Origin of the sequence: Bradyrhizobium sp. SZCCHNR1002, from assembly GCF_032381435.1 — a bacterium.
GTDB lineage: Bacteria > Pseudomonadota > Alphaproteobacteria > Rhizobiales > Xanthobacteraceae > Bradyrhizobium > Bradyrhizobium aeschynomenes.
This window is the reverse complement of sequence record NZ_JAUHIS010000008.1, coordinates 162,654-182,029: the sequence shown is the minus strand read 5'-3', so window position 1 is coordinate 182,029 and position 19,376 is coordinate 162,654. Positions and strand designations below refer to the sequence as shown.

General features: G+C 67.9%; 18 protein-coding genes. 7 read left to right on the top strand and 11 right to left on the bottom strand.

Annotated features, from left to right (window positions below):
- Window positions 1–53 precede the first annotated feature (53 nt).
- A complete protein-coding gene (locus QX108_RS30085) occupies window positions 54–1,880 on the top strand; it encodes a S8 family serine peptidase (protein ID WP_315786615.1) in 1,827 nt (608 codons plus the stop codon).
- Between the two features lie 129 nt (window positions 1,881–2,009).
- Here QX108_RS30085 and QX108_RS30080 read toward each other — a convergent pair whose 3' ends face one another.
- Entirely contained in the window at window positions 2,010–2,735 is a 726-nt protein-coding gene (locus QX108_RS30080; protein ID WP_315786618.1) for a response regulator transcription factor, read from the bottom strand.
- Window positions 2,736–3,163: 428 nt separating this feature from the next.
- Here QX108_RS30080 and map point away from each other — a divergent pair, with 428 nt between their 5' ends.
- Window positions 3,164–3,988: a type I methionyl aminopeptidase gene (map, locus tag QX108_RS30075; RefSeq protein WP_172111692.1), complete on the top strand. Its 825-nt coding sequence runs from the start codon at window positions 3,164–3,166 to the stop codon at window positions 3,986–3,988.
- A 166-nt stretch (window positions 3,989–4,154) separates the two neighbouring features.
- Here the strand turns inward: map and QX108_RS30070 are convergent, their stop codons facing one another.
- Entirely contained in the window at window positions 4,155–5,234 is a 1,080-nt protein-coding gene (locus QX108_RS30070; protein WP_315786621.1) for a DUF3616 domain-containing protein, read from the bottom strand.
- Between the two features lie 180 nt (window positions 5,235–5,414).
- Here QX108_RS30070 and QX108_RS30065 point away from each other — a divergent pair, with 180 nt between their 5' ends.
- A complete protein-coding gene (locus QX108_RS30065) occupies window positions 5,415–6,218 on the top strand; it encodes an intradiol ring-cleavage dioxygenase (RefSeq protein ID WP_315786624.1) in 804 nt (267 codons plus the stop codon).
- On the opposite strand, the gene QX108_RS30060 is transcribed toward QX108_RS30065, so the two are convergent.
- Together QX108_RS30060 and mddA are read right to left on the bottom strand one after the other, a co-directional pair.
- Window positions 6,219–7,409 carry an MFS transporter gene (locus tag QX108_RS30060; protein WP_315786626.1) on the bottom strand — a complete coding sequence of 397 codons (1,191 nt, stop codon included), beginning with the start codon at window positions 7,407–7,409 and terminating at the stop codon, window positions 6,219–6,221.
- A gap of 164 nt (window positions 7,410–7,573) precedes the next feature.
- Window positions 7,574–8,347, bottom strand: coding sequence for a methanethiol S-methyltransferase (gene mddA, locus QX108_RS30055; RefSeq protein WP_315786629.1), 774 nt, complete (start codon window positions 8,345–8,347; stop codon window positions 7,574–7,576).
- A gap of 97 nt (window positions 8,348–8,444) precedes the next feature.
- On the opposite strand from mddA, the gene QX108_RS30050 reads away from it, so the two are divergent.
- The 3 genes from QX108_RS30050 (at window position 8,445) to radC (ending at window position 11,380) form a co-directional block, all read left to right on the top strand.
- Window positions 8,445–9,995, top strand: coding sequence for an alpha/beta fold hydrolase (locus QX108_RS30050; protein ID WP_315786632.1), 1,551 nt, complete (start codon window positions 8,445–8,447; stop codon window positions 9,993–9,995).
- Between the two features lie 61 nt (window positions 9,996–10,056).
- Window positions 10,057–10,596: an MAPEG family protein gene (locus QX108_RS30045; protein WP_315786634.1), complete on the top strand. Its 540-nt coding sequence runs from the start codon at window positions 10,057–10,059 to the stop codon at window positions 10,594–10,596.
- Window positions 10,597–10,666: 70 nt separating this feature from the next.
- Entirely contained in the window at window positions 10,667–11,380 is a 714-nt protein-coding gene (gene radC, locus QX108_RS30040) for a RadC family protein (protein WP_315786637.1), read from the top strand.
- Between the two features lie 36 nt (window positions 11,381–11,416).
- On the opposite strand, the gene QX108_RS30035 is transcribed toward radC, so the two are convergent.
- On the bottom strand, window positions 11,417–12,277 hold the full coding sequence (locus QX108_RS30035; protein WP_315786640.1) for a DMT family transporter: 861 nt from the start codon (window positions 12,275–12,277) through the stop codon (window positions 11,417–11,419).
- A 108-nt stretch (window positions 12,278–12,385) separates the two neighbouring features.
- Here QX108_RS30035 and QX108_RS30030 point away from each other — a divergent pair, with 108 nt between their 5' ends.
- Window positions 12,386–13,792, top strand: coding sequence for a PLP-dependent aminotransferase family protein (locus QX108_RS30030; protein ID WP_315786643.1), 1,407 nt, complete (start codon window positions 12,386–12,388; stop codon window positions 13,790–13,792).
- A 49-nt stretch (window positions 13,793–13,841) separates the two neighbouring features.
- On the opposite strand, the gene QX108_RS30025 is transcribed toward QX108_RS30030, so the two are convergent.
- The 6 genes from QX108_RS30025 to QX108_RS30000 form a co-directional block, all read right to left on the bottom strand.
- Complete coding sequence (locus QX108_RS30025) at window positions 13,842–14,171, bottom strand: hypothetical protein (protein ID WP_172111702.1); 330 nt, start codon at window positions 14,169–14,171, stop codon at window positions 13,842–13,844.
- 106 nt (window positions 14,172–14,277) lie between these two features.
- Window positions 14,278–15,924 (bottom strand): PAS-domain containing protein, encoded by a 1,647-nt coding sequence (locus QX108_RS30020; RefSeq protein WP_315786822.1) that lies wholly within the window; start codon window positions 15,922–15,924, stop codon window positions 14,278–14,280.
- 148 nt (window positions 15,925–16,072) lie between these two features.
- Window positions 16,073–16,669, bottom strand: a complete 597-nt coding sequence (locus QX108_RS30015) for an AprI/Inh family metalloprotease inhibitor (RefSeq protein ID WP_315786825.1) — start codon at window positions 16,667–16,669, stop codon at window positions 16,073–16,075.
- A gap of 92 nt (window positions 16,670–16,761) precedes the next feature.
- Window positions 16,762–17,745, bottom strand: coding sequence for a 2-hydroxyacid dehydrogenase (locus QX108_RS30010; RefSeq protein WP_315786646.1), 984 nt, complete (start codon window positions 17,743–17,745; stop codon window positions 16,762–16,764).
- Window positions 17,745–18,551: an ABC transporter permease gene (locus QX108_RS30005; RefSeq protein WP_315786829.1), complete on the bottom strand. Its 807-nt coding sequence runs from the start codon at window positions 18,549–18,551 to the stop codon at window positions 17,745–17,747. Before QX108_RS30005 ends, QX108_RS30010 begins: the two co-directional genes overlap by 1 nt.
- A gap of 2 nt (window positions 18,552–18,553) precedes the next feature.
- Window positions 18,554–19,354, bottom strand: a complete 801-nt coding sequence (locus QX108_RS30000; protein ID WP_315786649.1) for an ABC transporter ATP-binding protein — start codon at window positions 19,352–19,354, stop codon at window positions 18,554–18,556.
- Window positions 19,355–19,376: the final 22 nt, after the last annotated feature.

The window sequence follows — 19,376 nt, the reverse complement described above, 5'->3', positions numbered from 1 at the left end:
TCAACGCCATGCGCCGATCCACCAAGCGACAGATATCCAAGGAGAGAGACGCTATGGCCGACAACAATGCGAGCGACAATTCCGCGGGCCAGGGTAAGGGCTCGAACGGCCGCGGCAATGCGGCGCCGAACAAGACCGACGCGGCTGCGCCGACGGTGGAGCCCACGGTGAAGGCGAGACGGTCGCGCTTCCTGGTCGCAGCGCGCCCGCTGCCCGGCGTGCAGCCGATGGCCGTCGACGCGATCGCGACGACCCTCAACAACATGCCGGATGTCCAGATCATCAAGCAGGTGAAGCCGAGCGGCTTCGGCGCGTTCTCGGCCGGAGGCGGCGGTGGCGGCATGCCGGAGATCGTCGTGGCGGAGATGGATCCGGCGCGCGGCGCGGCGCTGCGGGCCAGCGCGCCGCCCAACGTCATCGTCGAGCACGATGCGCTGCTACGTCACGCCGATGATCTGTCGATGGCCTTCAACAATGCCATGACGATGTCGCCAGGCATCGGCATCGACGTGCGGCTGCGCGTCGTCGGCACCAGCGGACAGCCGCTGCCGAAGGCGACGGTCTACGTCTATGGGCTCGGCTTCCCAGGCCAGGGCGTGACCGATGACAAGGGCGAAGTCACGGTGACCGTGTTCGGCGGGCCGTTGGAGACGATCCAGGCGATCTACGTCAAGCCTTCCGCGAACTACTGGGACCGCATGTTCGAGCGCCCGGCGCTGTCCGACGGCATCAACACGCTGCAGCTGCAGCCGTTCAGCGCGACCTTCCAGGGCTTCCCCGGATCGCCCTATGTCGGCTGGGGTCAGCAGTTGATGAAGCTCGATCAGCTCGATCCGTCGCTGACTGGACAGGGCGTCAAGGTCGCGATCATCGACTCCGGCTGCGACAGCGGCCACCCGCAGCTGACCCACGTCACGCGCGGCATGGACTTCACCAACAACAAGGACGGCGCGAGCTGGGCCAGGGATACAATGTCGCACGGCACGCATTGTGCCGGCATCATCACCGCGGCGACCTCAGGCCAATTGAAGGCCGTGCGCGGCTTTGCGCCGATGGCGGAAGTACACGCCCTGAAGGTGTTCCCGGGCGGCCGCTTCAGCGACCTGATCGATGCGCTCGACCAGTGCATCGCCAGCGGCATCGACGTCGTCAACATGAGCCTCGGCAGCAGCGAGGCGTCCGAGCTGGTCGCGCACAAGCTGATCGAAGCGCGGCAGAACGGCGTCGCCTGCATCGTCGCGGCCGGCAATGCCAGCGGTCCGGTGCAGTTCCCCGGCAACCAGCCGTCCGTTCTCACGGTGTCGGCGATCGGCAAGCTCGGCGAGTTTCCCGACGACAGCTATCACGCCCGCACGGTCGTGCCCAACATGGTCGCCGGCGCGATGTTCTCGCCGCGCTTCACCTGCTTCGGCCCGCAGATCGGCGTCGCGGGTCCGGGCGTTGCCATCGTCTCGACCGTGCCCGGCGGCGGCTATGCGGCCTGGGACGGCACCTCGATGGCGACGCCGCACATCACCGGCATGGGTGCGCTGCTGCTCGCCCATCACCCGGTATTCCGCGACGCCGCGAAGGCCCGCAACGAGCAGCGCGTCTCGCAGCTGTTCTCGCTGCTCGCCAGCGCCGGCGTGCGCTATCTCGGCGACCCGACGCGCGAGGGCGTCGGCGTGCCGGATCTGCAGCGCGTCGCCGGGCTCGGCACCGCGGCCCAGAGCGGCAACATGGCGACCGCGTCGGCGGCACCTCCGCTCGGCGGCACCGTGAGCTTCGGCGTGCCGTACCAGGGATCGCCGTTCGCCAACGCCTATCTGCAGCCGGCCCAGATGATCCATCCGGCGCTGCTGCAGAGCTTCCTGCAAATGCGCAACGCAGGACTGGTCTGACGAGCGCGGCCACCGCAAGCAGGACTCCGCCGGCGGCAACGCCGGCGGATGTCGTTTCGATGCTTGTTCGGACCAGGCAAAACGCAGCAGGCCGTCGGCCCGGCGGAGACCGGGAACGACGCTCCGGCTTCAGCGCTGGTGATGCGCCCGCAGACGGTGAGCGGCCTGGTTGCGCCGGCGCACGTTGAGCTTCTCGAGGATGTTGTGCACGTGGTTCTTGACCGTGCCAACCTCGATCCTGAGATTGCGCGCGATCTCCTTGTTGGACAAGCCGACCTCGATCATCTGCAGGATCTCGCATTCGCGCGGTGTCAGCTCGCCGAGCCGCGACCTCACCGCAGGCGGTGGCTCAATGCGGTTGGGTTGCTCCTGGGGCTCGGCCACGATCGAGATCTGCTCGCTCGCAACCTGCTCGGTGCGGCCGCCCGAGGTCAGCCGGTCAACTTGCGCGATGACATCGTCGATCGAGCCGTCGCGCGGCACGCAGCCGGCGATGCCGCGGCCGATCGCAGACAGCGCGGGCGCTGCGATCTCCGGAACGCCGATGGCGAGGATCTCCAGATCGGGCTGCTGACGCAGCAGCGTGGTGGCGCGGTCGAGACTGTGCCATTCGCCGATGTCGAGCAGCACCAGATCCGGGCGACTGGACCCGACCAGGCTGAGGGCGCCGCGGTGATCGACCGTGTCGATCACGTCGAGACGGTCGTTCTGTCCCAGCCTTGCGCCGAGCGCCTCGCGAAAGAAGCGTGTTTCACTGACGATGAGAATGCGGGTCTTGCCCGCGACCACTTCGGCCATGTCGGCCGCAAGGGAGGGAACCGGCAGAATGTCGAGCTCGACGGCACGTCGCGACATTGGAAACTCCCAATTGCAAAATGGCTGCAGCGGTCCTGCAGGCGTTCAAAACGCGCCCTCGCAGAGACTGGGTGGATTGCAGATGAAATGATGCTGGGAATTGAACAACCTTTGGGCGAAATCTGCCCCACAATCATGACGAGAACGTGGTCGGGACTGCTGGGCGCTTCGTCGCAGATCTCCCGCAAAAACCGGTATGATGCTGCCATGCCTGTACATCTGCGCGGTCTCCTCACCAACCAACCATGGACTTGCAAATGCACCTACAGGGTGTGTCGCAACACAACCTCGAAACGTTCGCAGATTCCTGGCGGAACTGACGTGCCGAGACCATGATCGACCGCACATTCAGAGCCGGCTTGCACCGGCCGTCGCGATCATTAAATTAGGCGATCACCCCACGACATGTTCGAGAACGAAACAGGCCCATGAGCTATATCGAAGCGACCGACACTGCTGCGCGCAAGAACGGCCAGATCAAGCTGCACGGCGCGAGCGGCTTTGCCGGCATGCGCAAGGCCGGCGCGCTGGTGTCGAAGTGCCTCGATGCACTGACCGACATCGTCAAGCCGGGCGTGCCGACCTCGCGAATCGACGATGTCGTGCGCGACTTCGCCTTCAGCCACGGCGCCTATCCGGCGACGCTGATGTATCGCGGCTATCGCTACTCGACCTGCACGTCGATCAACCATGTCGTCTGCCACGGCATGCCGAACGACCGGCCGCTGAAGGAAGGCGACATCATCAATGTCGACGTGACCTTCATCGTCGACGGCTGGTACGGCGATTCGAGCCGCATGTATGCGATCGGCCCGATCTCGCGGAAGGCCGAGCGGCTGATCGAGGTCACCTACGAATCGATGATGCGCGGCATCGCCGCGGTGAAGCCCGGCGCCACCACCGGTGACATCGGCCACGCCATCCAGAGCTTCGTCGAGCCGCAGGGCATGAGCGTGGTGCGCGATTTCTGCGGCCATGGGCTTGGACGGCTGTTCCACGACGAGCCGAACATCATCCATGTCGGCCGCCCCGGCGAGGGCGTGCTGCTCAAGCCCGGCATGTTCTTCACCATCGAGCCGATGATCAATCTCGGCAAGCCGCATGTGAAGATCCTGTCCGACGGCTGGACCGCCGTGACGCGGGACCGCTCGCTGTCGGCGCAGTTCGAGCATTCGGTCGGCGTCACCAATGACGGCGTCGAGATCTTCACGCTGTCGGAGCGCCATGGCGAGAAGCCGCTGACGCAGGTGTGAGTTCGCAGGGACGCGTGACCGCGCCGAGGTCGGCGCGTCACTTCGATCCTGGAGCATGATCCGGAAAAGTGGAAACCGGTTTTCCGAAAGGACCATGTTCAAACCAAGAGATGAGATCATGATGCGTTTCCGCCGAAACGCATCTTGATCTTGACCGTTGCGCATCTCAGTTGCGCTTGGCCTTCGGCAGATCGACGGCGCCGCGATGCGGAGCACCGTTGGGCAGCGAATCAAACAGAACGACGAAGGTGATGCGGTCAGCGCTGGCCTCGAGCACGCCAAGCGCCTCGGCCTTGCCGACGACCCGCTTCCCGTCGACCGTTTGCTCGACGGCCGCGAGCGTGCCCAATTCCTCCGACGCGCCGCTCGCAGGCTGGACGACGAACAGCTTGAACGGGACCTCCGGTCCGTGCGGCGCGCCGGCGAGCACCAGCAGCCGGCCGTCGGGCAGTGCCGCCAGATCGCGCACGCCACGTCCGTCGAGCTTGACCGGCAGCGCCTCAGGCTTCGCGGCACTCCGCTCATGCCCCGCTGCGAACAGGTCGGAGACCGTCGCCGGCACGAGATAGGCGCTATCGCCGATGACCGGCGCGCGCAGGCCGAACCACAGCCGGTCGCCTTGTGCGGCGATGCCCTCGATGTTCAGTCCCTTCTCGGATTCGAGATCCTTGCCAAAGTACTCACTGACCGGCGCCGCGCGCCGCAGCAGATCGGACACCCGGTAGGTCGTCTCCGCTTCGCCCGATGCCGCCGGATCGGAATTCACGCGCGCGAGGATGAAGGATGACAGCCGGAACTTGTCCTTCTTGCGCGAGCAGCCGTGCGAGCCGATCACGTAGAAATAAGGCTCCGCATAGGCCACGCCCTCACCGTCGAGATCATCGAAATCATCCTTTTCCTTGCAGGTCGCCTCCGGCGCAGCCCCGAGTGTCTTCGGGTTCGGCTCCTTGCCTATCAGCCCGACGAGGGCGCCGGCCGTGATCCCATCGTTGTCGAGGGCGGCGCGCTGCGCCGTCCGGTTCTCGTCGTTGATCACGAGGCAGCTGCGCTTGCCCTGCTGCGGCGCCAGGCAGGCGATGCCGCTGAGATCCTCGGCCGTCTTGTCGGATCCCTTCTTGAAGGTGCCGGACACCTCGAGCTTGGTGAGTGGAATGGTGCCGGGCTGCGCGGCGAGCAAGGCCGGGCCGCCGTTAACGGCCATCAATGCGACGAGGGTCGCAACGAGGGTCAAACATGCCAATCGCATCTGCTGCCTCCCCTGAATGAGCGCGTGCTGAAAACAACTGACGATTGCACAGCCGCCGGAGCGCCGCAACGGCCAGCCGCTCAGCGCGGGTTCCGGCAGAGGCGCTGCGCGTCGGAGCGGTCCGATTGTTGCCATGCACCGATGGTTCGATGGCCGCATCGACATCAATCGGAGGCGCTCTTGGCGAACCCAACCCGCCGCGGCTTCCTCGGCCTCGTCTCCACGGGTGCCGCGCTGCTCGCTCCGTCCGCACGTGCGGCATCGGAGTCCGTCCCGCCTTCGGCGGGCGCAGACGACGCCTGCATCCTGACGCCGCAATCCGAATCCGGTCCTTACTATCTCGACCCCGGACTGGTGCGCGCCGACATCGCCGAGGGCCGACCCGGCGTTCCGCTGGCGCTGCGACTGCGCGTGATCGAGGCCGGCGCCTGCACGCCGATCGCTGGCGCACGGGTCGACATTTGGCACTGCGACGCGCGCGGCGTCTATTCGGGGTTTTCCGGTCAGAGCGACACGCACAAGGTCGACCAGACCGGCAAGACGTTCCTGCGCGGCACGCAAATGGCCGACACCTCAGGCTGGGCCGGCTTCAGGACGATCTATCCCGGCTGGTATGCCGGACGCGCCACCCATGTTCATTTCAGGGTGTTCGTCGACGACGCAACGGTGCTGACCGGGCAGACCTTCTTCCCGGAGGCCTTGAACGAGTTCATCTACACCAACGTGCCCGACTACACGGGACGGCCGAAGCAGCGGCTCGTCATCAACGCCAATGACCGCGTCGCCACCGAGGCCGATCCCGATCACCGCGCGCATTGCGCGGTGAAGGAAGAGCGCGACCACTATCTCGCGACCTTGACCCTGGCGGCGAGCCGCAAGCCGGCCACGCCGGTCGAGATGCCCACCGGCAGGCTGCCGCCGGTGCCGTGGATCAAGGACCGGCTCGCCGCGCTGGTACCCGGGCTGAAGCGCAGCCCGTTCTGATCAGTCCTGTTCGGTGAACAGATAAGCGAGCGCCGCCAGCGGCAGCGCCGTGCCGAGCGCGGCCGCGAGCGTCCAGCCGCCATGCGCATAGGCGAAGGCGCCGATGCCCGAGCCGGCGGCGCCGGCCACGAAGAACGTCGTCATGTAGAGCCCGTTGAGCCGGCTGCGCTGGCCGGCGCCGAGCACGAACAGCACGCGATAGCCGAGGATGAGGCTGAGCTGCGCGCCGCAATCGATCGCGATGGCGGCCACGACCAGCATCGCCAACGACCAGCTGGTCCCGAGCGGCGCCAGCAGCGTCACCGCAAAGCCGATCGCACATAGCAGCATCGCCGCGACCGTGGCGGGCTTGGTCCAGCCGCGGTCGGCGATGCGGCCGGCCACCGGCGCCATGATCGCGCCGGCGACGCCCGCCAGCGCGAACAGGGCGATTCCGGTCTGCGACATTCGGAAATCAGGGCCTGCCAGCAGCAGCGGCACGGTGGTCCAGAACACGCTGAAGCAGCCGAACAGCGCGGCCTGGTACAACGCGCGACGGCGCAGGGCCGGCGTCTCGCGATAGAGCTGCACCATGGAGCCGAGCAGCTGCCCATAGCTCAGCCGCGCCTCCGGCTCGCGCGGCGGCAGCGCGACGCGGAGCACGATGGCGAGGGTCACCATGGCCGCGGCCGATGCGGCATAGATCACGTGCCAGGAAGCATGCGCGGCGACGAAGCTCGCGACCGGCCGCGCCAGCATGATGCCGAGCATCAGGCCGGTGGTGACGTTGCCGACGGTGCGGCCGCGGATCGCCTCCGGCGCCATGTGCCCGGCATAGGGGATCAGGATCTGCACCGCGACCGAGCCGAAGCCGATCAGCAGCGCCGAGAGCAGAAATGTCGGCGGGCTCGTCGCCAGCGACGCGCAGGCCAGCGCGGCGGCGGCGACGATGATGGTAGCAATGACGAGCTTGCGGTTCTCGATGAGATCGCCGAGCGGGACGACCAGGAGCAGGCCGGCGCCGTAGCCGATCTGGCTCATGGTCACCAGCAGCCCGGCGAGCTGCGGACGCAGGCCGAGATCGGCGCTGATCGGCCCGATCAGCGGCTGCGCATAATAGATGTTGGCGACGATCAACCCGCAGGAGAAGGCGAGCAGCAGCGTGATCCAGGCCGACAGCGTGTCGCCGGAATCGGACGTGATGGTGGTCAACGGAAACGTCTCCGGGCGAGAATACCAAGTCAGTGAGGCAACGCGTCGATGCTGTCGATCGATGATTTTGCATCGCAGCATTCAAGCCTGACATAGGTATCGCGTCCGTCCCGCCAATTCACGTCTGCGTGGGCGCCGCGTCGGGCAGACCGGCGCGATAGCGATCACGGCCGGGCTTCCGTCTCCTGCTCCGGGATGTCGCGACCGCCGATCAGGCGGGGCAGCAGCATCGGAACCCGCTGGCGGTAGCGTTGATAGGTGTCGCCGAATGCCGCGACCAGATCGCGCTCCTCGAGCTGCAGCCCGACCAGAATATAGGCCGTGTTGAGCGCCGCGAACATGAGATGTCCGACGCTCATCTCGGGCGTGGCCCAGAAGGCGAGCAGGAAACCGAGCATCAGCGGATGGCGGACGAGACGGTAGAGCAGCGGCGTCTTGAACGGCTGCGCCGGCGCCTCCGTCGCGCGCAGCGCAAAGGCGGCCTGCTTCAGCCCGAACAGATCGAAATGGTCGATCAGATAGGTCGAGGTGAGCACGATCAGCCAGCCCAGCCAGTGGATCGAGGTCAGCACGCTCGCGCCGAGTCCTTCGATCCGCCAGATCGGCATCGGAATCGGCCGCCACTGCCAGAACAGCAGCAGCAGGATCAGGCTCGACAACAGCACATAGGTGCTGCGCTCGGCCGCCTTCGGGATGAAGCGCGTCAACCATCGCTTGAACGCCGGGCGCGCCATGACGCTGTGCTGGAGCGCAAACAGCGCGAGCAGCAGCACATCGACGAGGGCGGCCTCCGTCACGGAACCGGATCCGCCCACGTCGATCGACTTGGAGGTGAGAGAGTTGATATTGCCGACGAAACCGACCGCCCAGACGAACGACCCAAGAAAGACGGCGTAGCTCGTAATGGCGTAGAGCATGATGAGGAGGCGTGCGAACATGACTGTTTCCCGGTTGTGCCGCGATCAGCCTGACCGCTAGCAGCGGACCGTCCCCCGAGCGTCCCCTGGGACGCGGTCATTGCAGGTCGCATCCACGATGGTTCAGTTCAGCGTCCGCACCTTCGGCTTCCCCGAGATCCGCCGGGACGGTGAGGCGTGCCCGCTGCCGCTGCGCAAGGGCGTCGCGCTGCTGGTCTATCTGGCCGAAGCCAAGGGCGCGGTCGCGCGCGAATTCGTCGCGACGATGCTCTGGCGCGACAGCCCCGACGAAGTCGCGCGGGCGCGGCTGCGCCGCCTGCTGCACCGGATTCAGCTCACGCTCGGCGATGGCTGTCTCACGGTCGACCGCACCACGATCCGCTGGTCCGGAGCGGTCGGGCTGGAGGTGGATTCGAAGCTGTTCGAAGCGGCCTGCGATCGCGGCGAATTTGCGCTGGCGTGCCGGCTCTATCCAGGTGATTTCCTCGACGGCTTCTCGCCGGGAGACTGCCCGCCATTCGACGAATGGGCATTCTTCCGGCGCGAGGCCCTGCGCGGCCGTGCGGTGCAAGCGCTGGAGCGCGTGGTGCAGGACGCGAGCGCGGCCGGCGACCACGCCACGGCCGCGGCCCATGCCCACCGCCTCGTCGCGCTCGATCCGCTCAGCGAGGTCTATGGCCGCGCCCTGATCCGCAGCCTGATGCTTTCGGGCGACCGCGCCTCAGCCGAGCGCCAGCTCGAGGCGTTGACGCAGCGTCTGCGCGAGGAGCTCGGCGTGGCGCCCGAAGCGGAGACGCTGGCGCTGCTGCGGCAGGGCACGACGGCGCAGGGCGAGCGCCCGCCGCCGACCCGCTATGCCGGCGGCGGCGGCATTCATCTGGCGTATCAGACCTACGGCACCGGCCGACCCGACATTCTGCTGCTGCCCGGCTTCGTCTCCCATGTCGAACGGATCTGGGAGGAGCCGCGCTGCCGGGCGCTGCTGTCGGCGCTCGCGGCGATGGGACGCCTGATCCTGTTCGATCGCCGCGGCGTCGGACTCTCGGACAGGGTCGGCTTCAGTCCGAGCGTGGAGGCCACCGCGCGGGACATCGCGACCGTGCTCGACGCCGCCGGCAGCCGGCGCGCGGTGCTGCTCGGCGCCTCCGAAGGCGGACCGGCCTGCATCTCGTTCGCGGCCGATCATCCCGAGCGCGTCGCCGGGTTGATCCTGTTCGCCTCGCTGGCCAAGGGCAGCGCCGCGTCCGACTATCCATATGCGCTGCAGGCGAGCCAATACGGCCTATGGCTGCAGCAGCTGATCGCCGAATGGGGCGGCCCGGCCGGGATCGAGACGTTCGCGCCGAGCCTGGCCGGCGATCCCCAGGCCCGCGCCTGGTGGGCAGGGCTGCTGCGGGCCGCATCGAGCCCCGGCGCGATCAAGGGGCTGCTCCACGCCCTCAGGGACACGGATGTCCGGCATCTGCTCGGACGGGTGTCCGCGCCGACCCTGGTGCTGCACCGTCGCGGTGACCGCGCGGTGCTGGTCGGGGCCGGCCGGCACCTCGCCAGCCACATTCCGCAGGCGCAATTCGTCGACCTCGACGGCGCCGATCACTGGATGTTCGCGGGAGATCAGCAGCCGGTGCTGACCCGCATCGCCGCCTTCGTGGCCGGCCTTCCGGTGTAGGCACCATGGCGGGATCGCACGGATCGATGTAGTCCGGGGCAGGCAGGAGGATCCGATCGTCATGGCAGAGGACGCAGCATTCCATCGCGAGCAGCGCCAGGTGGCGACCGGCATGGCCGCGGCCGCGCTGATCGCCGTCGCCGCCATCGGCATCGCGCTGTGGCAGGGTAGCGGCCCGGCGCAGCCCCTGGCCGCGCGGCTGGCCACGGCGCTGCGGCTCGATCTGTTCGTGATCGTCTGGCTGCTCGCCGCGATCGGCAACGTCGCGCGCCTGCGCTTCTTCTCGGTCCAGGACATCGCCGGCAGCGCCACGACCGTCGCCAGCGAGGCCGTGCGGCGTGGCAATGCGATCCTGCAGAATACCCTGGAGCAGGCCGTGCTCGCGGTCGCGGTGCATCTCGGGCTGGCGGCGGCGCTGCCGTATCCGGACCTCCTGCTGGTGACGCTCGTGATCCTGTTCGGCCTCGGACGGCTGTTGTTCTGGCTCGGCTATGCCCGGGGCGCCGCAGGCCGCGCCTTCGGCTTTGCGCTCACCTTCTATCCGACCGCCTTCTCGCTGATCCTCGGCATCGTCCTGGTGCTGACCGGGCGCGCGGCCTGACGCATTTGCCGAGCGTGCAACGCGAACACTTCGAGGTTGCAAAAACGCTGCATCACGGCATGCTGGCGCGATGCCGGAGAAAGACCTTCCCCCCACCGACAATTCGGCCGAGACGCCGCATTATCACGGCCATCGGCAGCGGCTGCGCGAGCGCTTCCACAGCGCCGGCCCCGACGCGCTGAGCGACTACGAGCTCTTGGAGATGGTGCTGTTTCCGGCGCTGCCGCGGCGCGACGTCAAGCCGCTGGCCAAGGCATTGCTCAAGACGTTCGGATCGTTCGCGGAGGTCATTCACGCGCCGGAGCCGCGGCTGCGCGAGATCGACGGCGTCGGCGATGCCTCGGTCACGCAGCTCAAGCTGATCGCGGCGGCCGCGCACCGCATTGCCAAGGGCGAGGTGCGGCAGAAGCACGCGCTGGCGTCATGGCAGGACGTCATCACCTATTGCCGCACCAGCATGGCGTTCGCCGACAAGGAGCAGTTCAGGCTGCTGTTTCTCGACAAGCGCAACCAGCTGATCGCCGACGAGGTGCAGCAGACCGGCACCGTCGACCACACGCCCGTCTATCCGCGCGAGGTGATCAAGCGCGCGCTGGAATTGTCGGCCACCGCGATCATCCTGGTGCACAACCATCCCTCCGGCGACCCGACGCCGTCGCAGGCGGACATCCGCATGACCAAGACCATCGTCGACATCGCCAAGCCGCTCGGCATCACCGTGCACGACCACATCATCGTCGGCAGGAACGGCCATACCAGCCTGAAGAGCATCGGGGTGATGTGACGTCGCGCGCATCCGCGCCGGACGATCGCGATGTCGTCATGCCCAGCGGCGCGCCATCCCGACACACAGCACGACGATCGCGGCTGCGCCGATCATGCCGGCGGACACCGGCTCATCCAGCAGCAGGCTCGCAAAGGCAAGACCGAGAAACGGTTGCAGCAGCTGCAGCTGCCCGACGGTCGCGGTGCCGCCGCGTGCGAGGCCGCGGTACCAGAACGCGAAGCCGATGAACATGCTGAAGACCGAGACATAGGCGAGGCCGAGCCAAGCTGCCGCCGTGATGTCACGAGACGCGCCGGGCCACGTCAGCACGGTGAGCAGCAGCATCAGCGGCGACGACAGCACCAGCGCCCACGAGATCACCTGCCAGCCGCCGATCTGCCGCGTCAGCATCGCGCCTTCCGCATAGCCGAGTCCGCAGACGACGATCGCCGCGATCATCGCGACGTCGCCGACCGGTGAGGCCACGCCGTCCTGCGACAGCGCGAAGCCGGAGACGGCGGCGGCGCCGAGCGCCGCGAACAGCCAGAACAGCGGGCGCGGCCGCTCGCCGCCGCGCAGCACGCCGAACAGCGCGGTCGACAGCGGCAGCAACCCGACGAACACGATCGCATGCGCCGAGGTGATGTGCTGGAGCGCGAGCGCGGTCAGCAGCGGAAAGCCTGCGACGACGCCGAGCGACACGATGGCGAGCGGGAGCAGATCGCGCCGGGCAGGACGCGGCTGCCGGAGCAGAGCGAGACAGAGCGCGGCCAGCACGGCCGCGAGCGTCGCCCGCGCGCCGGTCAGGAACAGCGGCGGGAATCCGTCCAGCGCGGCCCGCGTCGCCGGCAGCGAGCCGCTGAAGATCGTCATCCCGATGGCGCCGCTGCCCCAGCCCTCGACCGATCCCTTCATGGTGATTCCTCCTTCAACGCACCGTCTGCATAACCGGCGCCGACTTGCCGCGGGAGGCACGGATCAGTACAATTCGGCTAAACTGTACTGACTGAACGGGCAACACACTTGACGCTGAGCAGCGCAGAATTGCACCCCGGCGGCCCACGCACCGCCCTTGTGATCGCGGCCGTCCGGCACCGGCTGGCGACGCGCGCGCTCGGTCCAGGCCAGCGCCTGCCGTCGATCCGCGCCTTTGCCGCGACCATGGGCGTGTCGCCGGCGACGGTCGTCGAGGCCTATGACCGGCTGGCCGCCGAGGGCGTGATCCGCGCCCGGCGCGGCTCGGGCTTCTATGTGGCCGACAGCGCGCTGCCGCCGCTGGCGCTCGCGGGGACCGAGTCGCGCCGGCCGCGGGCGATCGATCCGTTCTGGGTGTCTCGGCAGTCGCTCGATGCCGATGCAAGGACGCTCACGCCAGGCTGCGGCTGGCTGCCGGCGACGTGGATGCCGCAGGACGCGTTGCGCCGTGCGATCAGGAGCCTGGCGCGCCGCGACGGCCCGGTCCTGAGCGACTATGGCGGCACGCGCGGATCGGCTGCGCTGCGGCGGGTGCTGCAGGCCCGGCTCGCCGGTCTCGGCATCGACGCCTTCAGCGAGCAATTGCTGCTGACGGCATCGGGCACGCAGGCGATCGACCTGATCTGCCGCATGCTGCTGCGGCCCGGCGACACGGTGCTGGTCGACGACCCCTGCTACTTCAACTTCCTGGCGCTGCTGCGCGCGCATCAAGCTCGGATCGTCAGCGTGCCCATGACCTCGACCGGGCCCGACATCGCGCAGTTCGAGGCCGTGCTCGCGGCCGAGCGGCCGCGGCTCTACATCACCAATTCCGGCCTGCACAATCCGACCGGCGCCACGCTGTCGCTGCAGACCGCGCACCGGCTGCTCAATGCCGCCGCCGCCCATGACATGACCATCATCGAGGACGACATCTATGGCGACTTCGAGCCGGAGCCGTCGCCGCGGCTTGCCGCGCTCGACGGGCTGAGGCGGGTGATCCTGATCGGCAGCTTTTCGAAGACGCTGTCGGCGTCGGTGCGATCAGGCTACATCGCGGCGCGGCCGGACTGGATCGAGCCGCTGATCGACCTGCAGATTGCGACCGGCTTCGGCGGCCCCGGACAATTCGCCGCGGAGACCCTGGCGCAGGTGCTGACCGGCGGCAGCTATCGCAAGCACATCGAGGAGCTGCGCGCGCGTCTGGCGCGGGCGCGGCCGCGCGTTGCGGCACGGCTGCAACGCCTCGGCATCACGCCATGGCTGATGCCGCGCGGCGGCTTTCATCTGTGGTGCAGGCTGCCTGAGGAATGCGCGGCGACCGACATCGCCCAGGCGGCGCTGGCCGACGACGTGGTGCTGGCGCCGGGCAACGCGTTCAGCGCGGCGCAATCAGCTGGCGCGATGATGCGCTTCAACGTCGCCCATTGCGAGGATACGCGCATCATGGCCGCGCTGGAGCGCGCGATGACTTGATCGGCTGCGCGGCGGCGCGCAGCGATCATGTCTGGCCGGTGAGCGGCGCTTAGTAGCAGTAGCGGGGATGCGCGCGGACCCAGGAGCCGTCGCCGCGCTGCAGATAGCAACCGTTGCGATACGCGTAGTAGCCGCCGCGGCGCCGCTCGCCGTCGGCCGCAATCGCAGCGCCGGTCCCGGCGCCGATGACCGCGCCGATCGCAGCCCCGCGCCCGCCGCCGATCGCGCCGCCCAGGATCGCACCTCCCGCACCGCCGAGGATCGCACCGCCGAGCACGTCTTGCGCAGCCGCCTGATGCAGCGGCGCGATGGTTGCCAAGGTCAGCAGCGCCGCAGCGCCGAAGCGGGTGGCAAAGGAAATCCCCAGACGTCGGGTCATGAACAGGCCTCCGTTCCGGACACGCTATTCCGCCCGGCCGGGCCGTTCTTGATGCAGATCAAGGCGCAGTCAAGGCAGGGGATTCCGGGTTCCTGCGGCTCGGCCGTCATGCCGCGGCGCGCTGATCCGCCGTGCGATCCTCGATGATGTTGAGCAGGAATTTCGGCTCGCCTTCGCCGATCGAGATTGGCAGCCGGCGCACCACCACATCACGGATGCGGTTACCCGGCATCTCGACGCTGTGCGCCTTCGGAGTCTGATCGGTCTCATCGGCAAGCAGTTGACGATCGAAGGTCTCGATCAGGGTGCATGTCGGCTCGGGAAACAGGTCGCGCGCCGCGCGGCCGATGATCTCGGACCGCGGCAGGCCGAACAGGACCTCCGTGGCGCGATTGACGAACACATAGCGCAGCGACTGCGCGTCCTTCGCCACCACCGCCTGCGGGATGTTCTCGAGCAGCGCGGCGAGGAAGTACTCGGCCCGCGCCAGGATCCGCTCGTTGCGCCGCTGCGCCGTGAAATCCTCATGCGTGGCGATCCAGCCGCCGCCAGCCATCGGACGCTCGGAGATACGGATGATGCGACCGTCGGCGAGCTCGACCTCCACGATCTCGGCCCTGCCCTCCTTCATGCGCTGTCTCAGGGCGGCGAGAAAATCGGACGGCTTCTCGCGCAACAGCCCGAGCTTGGCGCGATGCGCGAGGATCTCGCGCACATGCGCACCGGGCTTCGCAATCGAAGCGGGCACGCCGTAGAGCTTGCGGTACTGCTCGTTGACCATCAGCACGTAGCCGAAGCTGTCGAGCATGATCAGGCCCTGGGCCATGTTGGCGACCGCGGCGTCGAGGCGCTGCTGGCTGCTGATTGCGCCCTGCTCCAGCTGCTCGTGCTGGCGCAGGATGTCCGTGTATTGGCGCTCGATCTCGACCTCGTGCTCTTCGAGCTCCTGGAGGCGGAAAGCGCCGTTCTGATAGGTCTCGACCGCCTGCGCGACCCGACCGATCTCGTCATGCCGTCGCGCATGCGGAATCTTGAGCTTGATACGGCCGGCGGCGATGCGGTCGGTGACGCGGGCGATGTCGAGCAGCGGCATCAGCACGCCCCAGCGCAGCGCCAGCGCGGCTGCGGCGATCAGCGCCACGATGAGCAGGCCGAGCCCGCCGAGAAAGTACGACGCCACGCCGCGCGCGTCGGCGGTCTCGCCGAGCTCGCGGGTTCGGGCGGCGTAGAGCCGGGACAATTTCTCGAGATCCTCGTTGAGCGCGGTGCGCACCGCGCGGTTCTCGTCGTTGTCGCCGAGCTCACGCGCCGCCGACGAGCCGATCGAGATGGTCCGGCGCGCCATTTCGGTGCGGAAGGCGATGAACTGGTCGATCCGCATCCTGAACGGGGCGAACAGCGCGGCATCCGCCTCGGTGACCTGGGCCTCCCACTCCTCGACCACCTTGGCCAGCTGCGCGAGCTTTCCGAGCTGCGCATCGGCGTAGCGCCGCGCGACGTTGCGATCCAGCGACATGTAGATGCCGCGCGACTCCATCACCACGGCGTAGATCAGCGCATTGGTGCGCTCGATGTTGCGCGATGCGGCGGCGAGCTGCTCGAGCCGCTCGTAGAACAGCCGCTGCTCACGCAGCGCCGAGAGCGCGCCCAATGTCGACAGCATCACGAGGACCGCGAAGGCGGCGGCGGCCGCGGAGATCGTGTCGTTGAGGCTGAACGACGGCAGCGACGTGGTGAACCTGCGCAACGGCATCTGCATGGCTGGCTCCCGGCTCTGGGACAACCATCACACGCAGTATCCGTAAACAACACGTTCCAAGCGCAGCGATTGGACGCAACGAAACGTTAACCCGGGATTGCGCAATCGTTAACGCCGCTGCCGGGCGGCGCGGCGCTCCGCCTCACTGCCGCAGCATGATCAAGGGATTGGCGCTGTCGGGCACCAGCCGCCACTGCGCATTGTCGTCGGCCTCGAACCGCCAGGTCTCGCCGCGAGCCGACATCAGCATCATCTGGCCGTGCTCGAGCCGCCACTGCGTCGGCGCGAAAGCCGCGATCGCGGCATCGCATTTGGGCTTCACGAACACCTGGAAATTGTCATTGCCGGCCTCGGTGTTGGTCAGCACCAGGCTGCAGATCGTGACGCCATTGCCGCGGACCATGGCCCAGTCGCCGATCATCTGGTCCATTGACTTGGCCAGCGACCGCGCCGCCGCCAGGTTCTGCAGGATGTAGACACCCTCGCCCTGGCGCAGGCCTTCGAAGATGCCGGCCTCGACCTCGGTGAAGTCGAGCACCGACTCGCCATTGGCTGCCTGCAGGCTGACGATGTCGAGACCCTTCACGTTCCAGCCGGCGATGTCCTTGGTGAAGGGCAGCGCGGTGGCGCAGCTCGGCTCCAGCTCGAGCTTCTGCCCGCGCGGCGCCGCATCCGGCTTCAAGGTCACGACGCAGGTCTTGCTGCGCTCGGTGGTCGCGAGCTCCCACTGCCCGATCATCGCCTTCTTCAGGCTGGTCGCATCCTGCGCAACGGCGGGAATGCTTGCCGCCGTTGCGAGCAGCGCGATCAGGAGCGGGAGCGCACGTGTCATCAGCGGCCTTTCACCGGCGTTTCCGGAACGGGCGTCAGCGGCGGCTTGCCGGCGAACCAGACCTTGAGATTGTCGACCACCAGCTGATCCATCGCGTTGCGGGTTACGATGGCAGCCGAGCCGATGTGTGGCAGCAGCACGACATTGTCCATCGCCTTGAGCGCGTCGGGCACCGCCGGCTCCTTCTCGAACACGTCGAGACCGGCCGCGAGGATCGTGCCGGACTTCAGCGCGTCCACCAGCGCGGGCTCATCGATCACCGAGCCGCGGGCGACGTTGACCACGACGCCGCGCGGGCCCAGCGCCTTCAGCACCTCGGCGTTGACGATCCTGTTGGTGCCGGCGCCGCCGGGCACGATCACGACCAGCGTGTCGACATCCTTCGCCATCGCCAGCAGGTCGGGATAATGCTTGTTGGCGACGCCGGCCGCGGGATTGCGCGAGTGATAGACGACCGGGACCAGCGAGGCTTCCAGCCGGCGTGCGATCGCCTGGCCGATGCGGCCCATGCCGACCATGCCGACGGTGCGGTCGCGTAGCGAGCCGACGCTGAGCGGATAAGGCTTGGAGGTCCACTCGCCCGAACGCACGAAACGGTCGGCCTTGATGAACTCGCGGCAGGTGGCGATCAACAGACCCATCGCGACGTCGGCGACCTCCTCGGTCAGCACGTCAGGCGTGTTGGTGACGACGATGCCGTGCTGTCCGGCGTGCGCAGCCGCAATGTGATCGTAGCCGACGCCGAAGCTCGCGATCATCTCGAGCTTCGGCAGCATCGCCATGACGGCGGCGTCGGTCTTGACGGTGTGGAAGGTCACGGCAACGCCGCGGATGCGGCCCTTCACCTCCGCCGACAGCGCTTCGAGATCGGCCTGCGTCGTCGCATGGTGCACGTTGAAGCTGTCCGGGAACCCGTTCTCCAGGATCGGCCGCAGCGGCCCATAGATCAGAACATCGACCTTGTCAGACGAAGTGGCCGCCATCAGTTATCCTTTCCAAGAGCACTCTCGTGCCAGCGCCGCAAAACGAGGTGCGAAACTAGCGCCAGCAAGCCATAGATGACAATCCCGGCAACCGACAGCAGCACCAGCGCGGCAAACATGCGGGGTATGTTGAGACGATAGCCGGATTCCGCGATGCGATAGGCAAGACCCGATCCGGCACCGGCGCTGCCGGCCGCGATCTCGGCGACAACGGCGCCGATCAGCGACAGGCCGCCGGCGATGCGCAGGCCCCCGAGAATGTAGGGCAGCGCGGCGGGCAGCTTCAGATAGCGCAAGGTCTGCCAGCGCGAGGCGCCGTAGAGCTGGAACAGCCCGGCGAGATTGCGGTCGACCGAGTTGAGCCCGAGCGCGGTGTTGGACAGCACCGGGAAGAAGCCGACGATCCAGGCGCACACGACCACCGCCGTCTGCTGCGGAAGATAGATGAGCAGCAGGGGTGCGATCGCGATGACCGGCGTGACCTGCAGCACCACGGCATAGGGAAACAGCGCCCATTGCAGCCATCTCGACTGGTTGAACAGCAGCGCCAGCGCGATGCCGCCGAGCGCGGCGGCGATGAAGCCTTCGAGCGTCGTGATCAAGGTCGTCAGCAGCGACTGCGCCAGAATGTCCCAGTCGGCGACCAGCGTCTTCAGCACCAGCAGCGGCCCCGGCAGCACGTAGGGCGGGATGCCGTTGATGCGCACGGCGAGCTCCCACGCGGTCATCGCGGCGACGAAGACGATCGCGGGAACGGCGAGGCTCGCAAGCCGCGCGCCGGAGACGGCCGATGCCCGATCCTGCACGCTCACAGCGCATGCACTCCGGTGTAGGCCGGCGCGAGCGCATCGGAGACGCGGCGGCAATACGCGGCATAGTCCGGCGAGGCGCGGAACGCATCATCGCGCACATCCGCATCGATCGCGATTTCGGCGCCGAGCCGGCCGGGCCGCGCCGTCATCACCAGCACGCGCTGCGACAGGTAGACCGACTCGAACACCGAATGAGTGACGAACAGGACGGTCATGTTGAGGCGCCGCCACAAGTCGAGCAGATCGTCATTGAGGCGAAAGCGCGTGATCTCGTCGAGCGCCGCGAACGGCTCGTCCATCAAGAGGATGTCCGGCTGAGTCACCAGCGCCCGCGCCAGTGACGCCCGCATCTTCATGCCGCCGGACAGTTCGCGCGGGAAGGCGTCGGCGAAATCGGCAAGGCCGACCTGCGCCAGCGCCGCATCGACCCGCGGCCGGGCCTCGGCGGCCGGCACATGCGCGAGCATGAGCGGCAGGCCGACATTGTCGCGCACGCTGGTCCAGGGCATCAAGGTCGGCTCCTGGAACACGAAGCCGATGCGATGGCCGGGATGCGTCTCGGACGACGCCGCCGCGATCTCGACTGTTCCCGCACTCGGCCCGGCCAGCCCCGCGATCAGCCGCAGCGCCGTCGACTTGCCGCAGCCGGAGGGGCCGAGCAGGGAGACGAACTCGCCCCTGCCGATCGCGACATCGATCGGCCCCAGCGCCGCGACGCCGGACTCGTAGACCTTGGTGACGGCGCGCAGCCGCACGGCGATGTCGGCGGCGCGCGCGGACGAAGGGGGCAAGCTCATCTGCTGACCGCGCCGCTGCGAG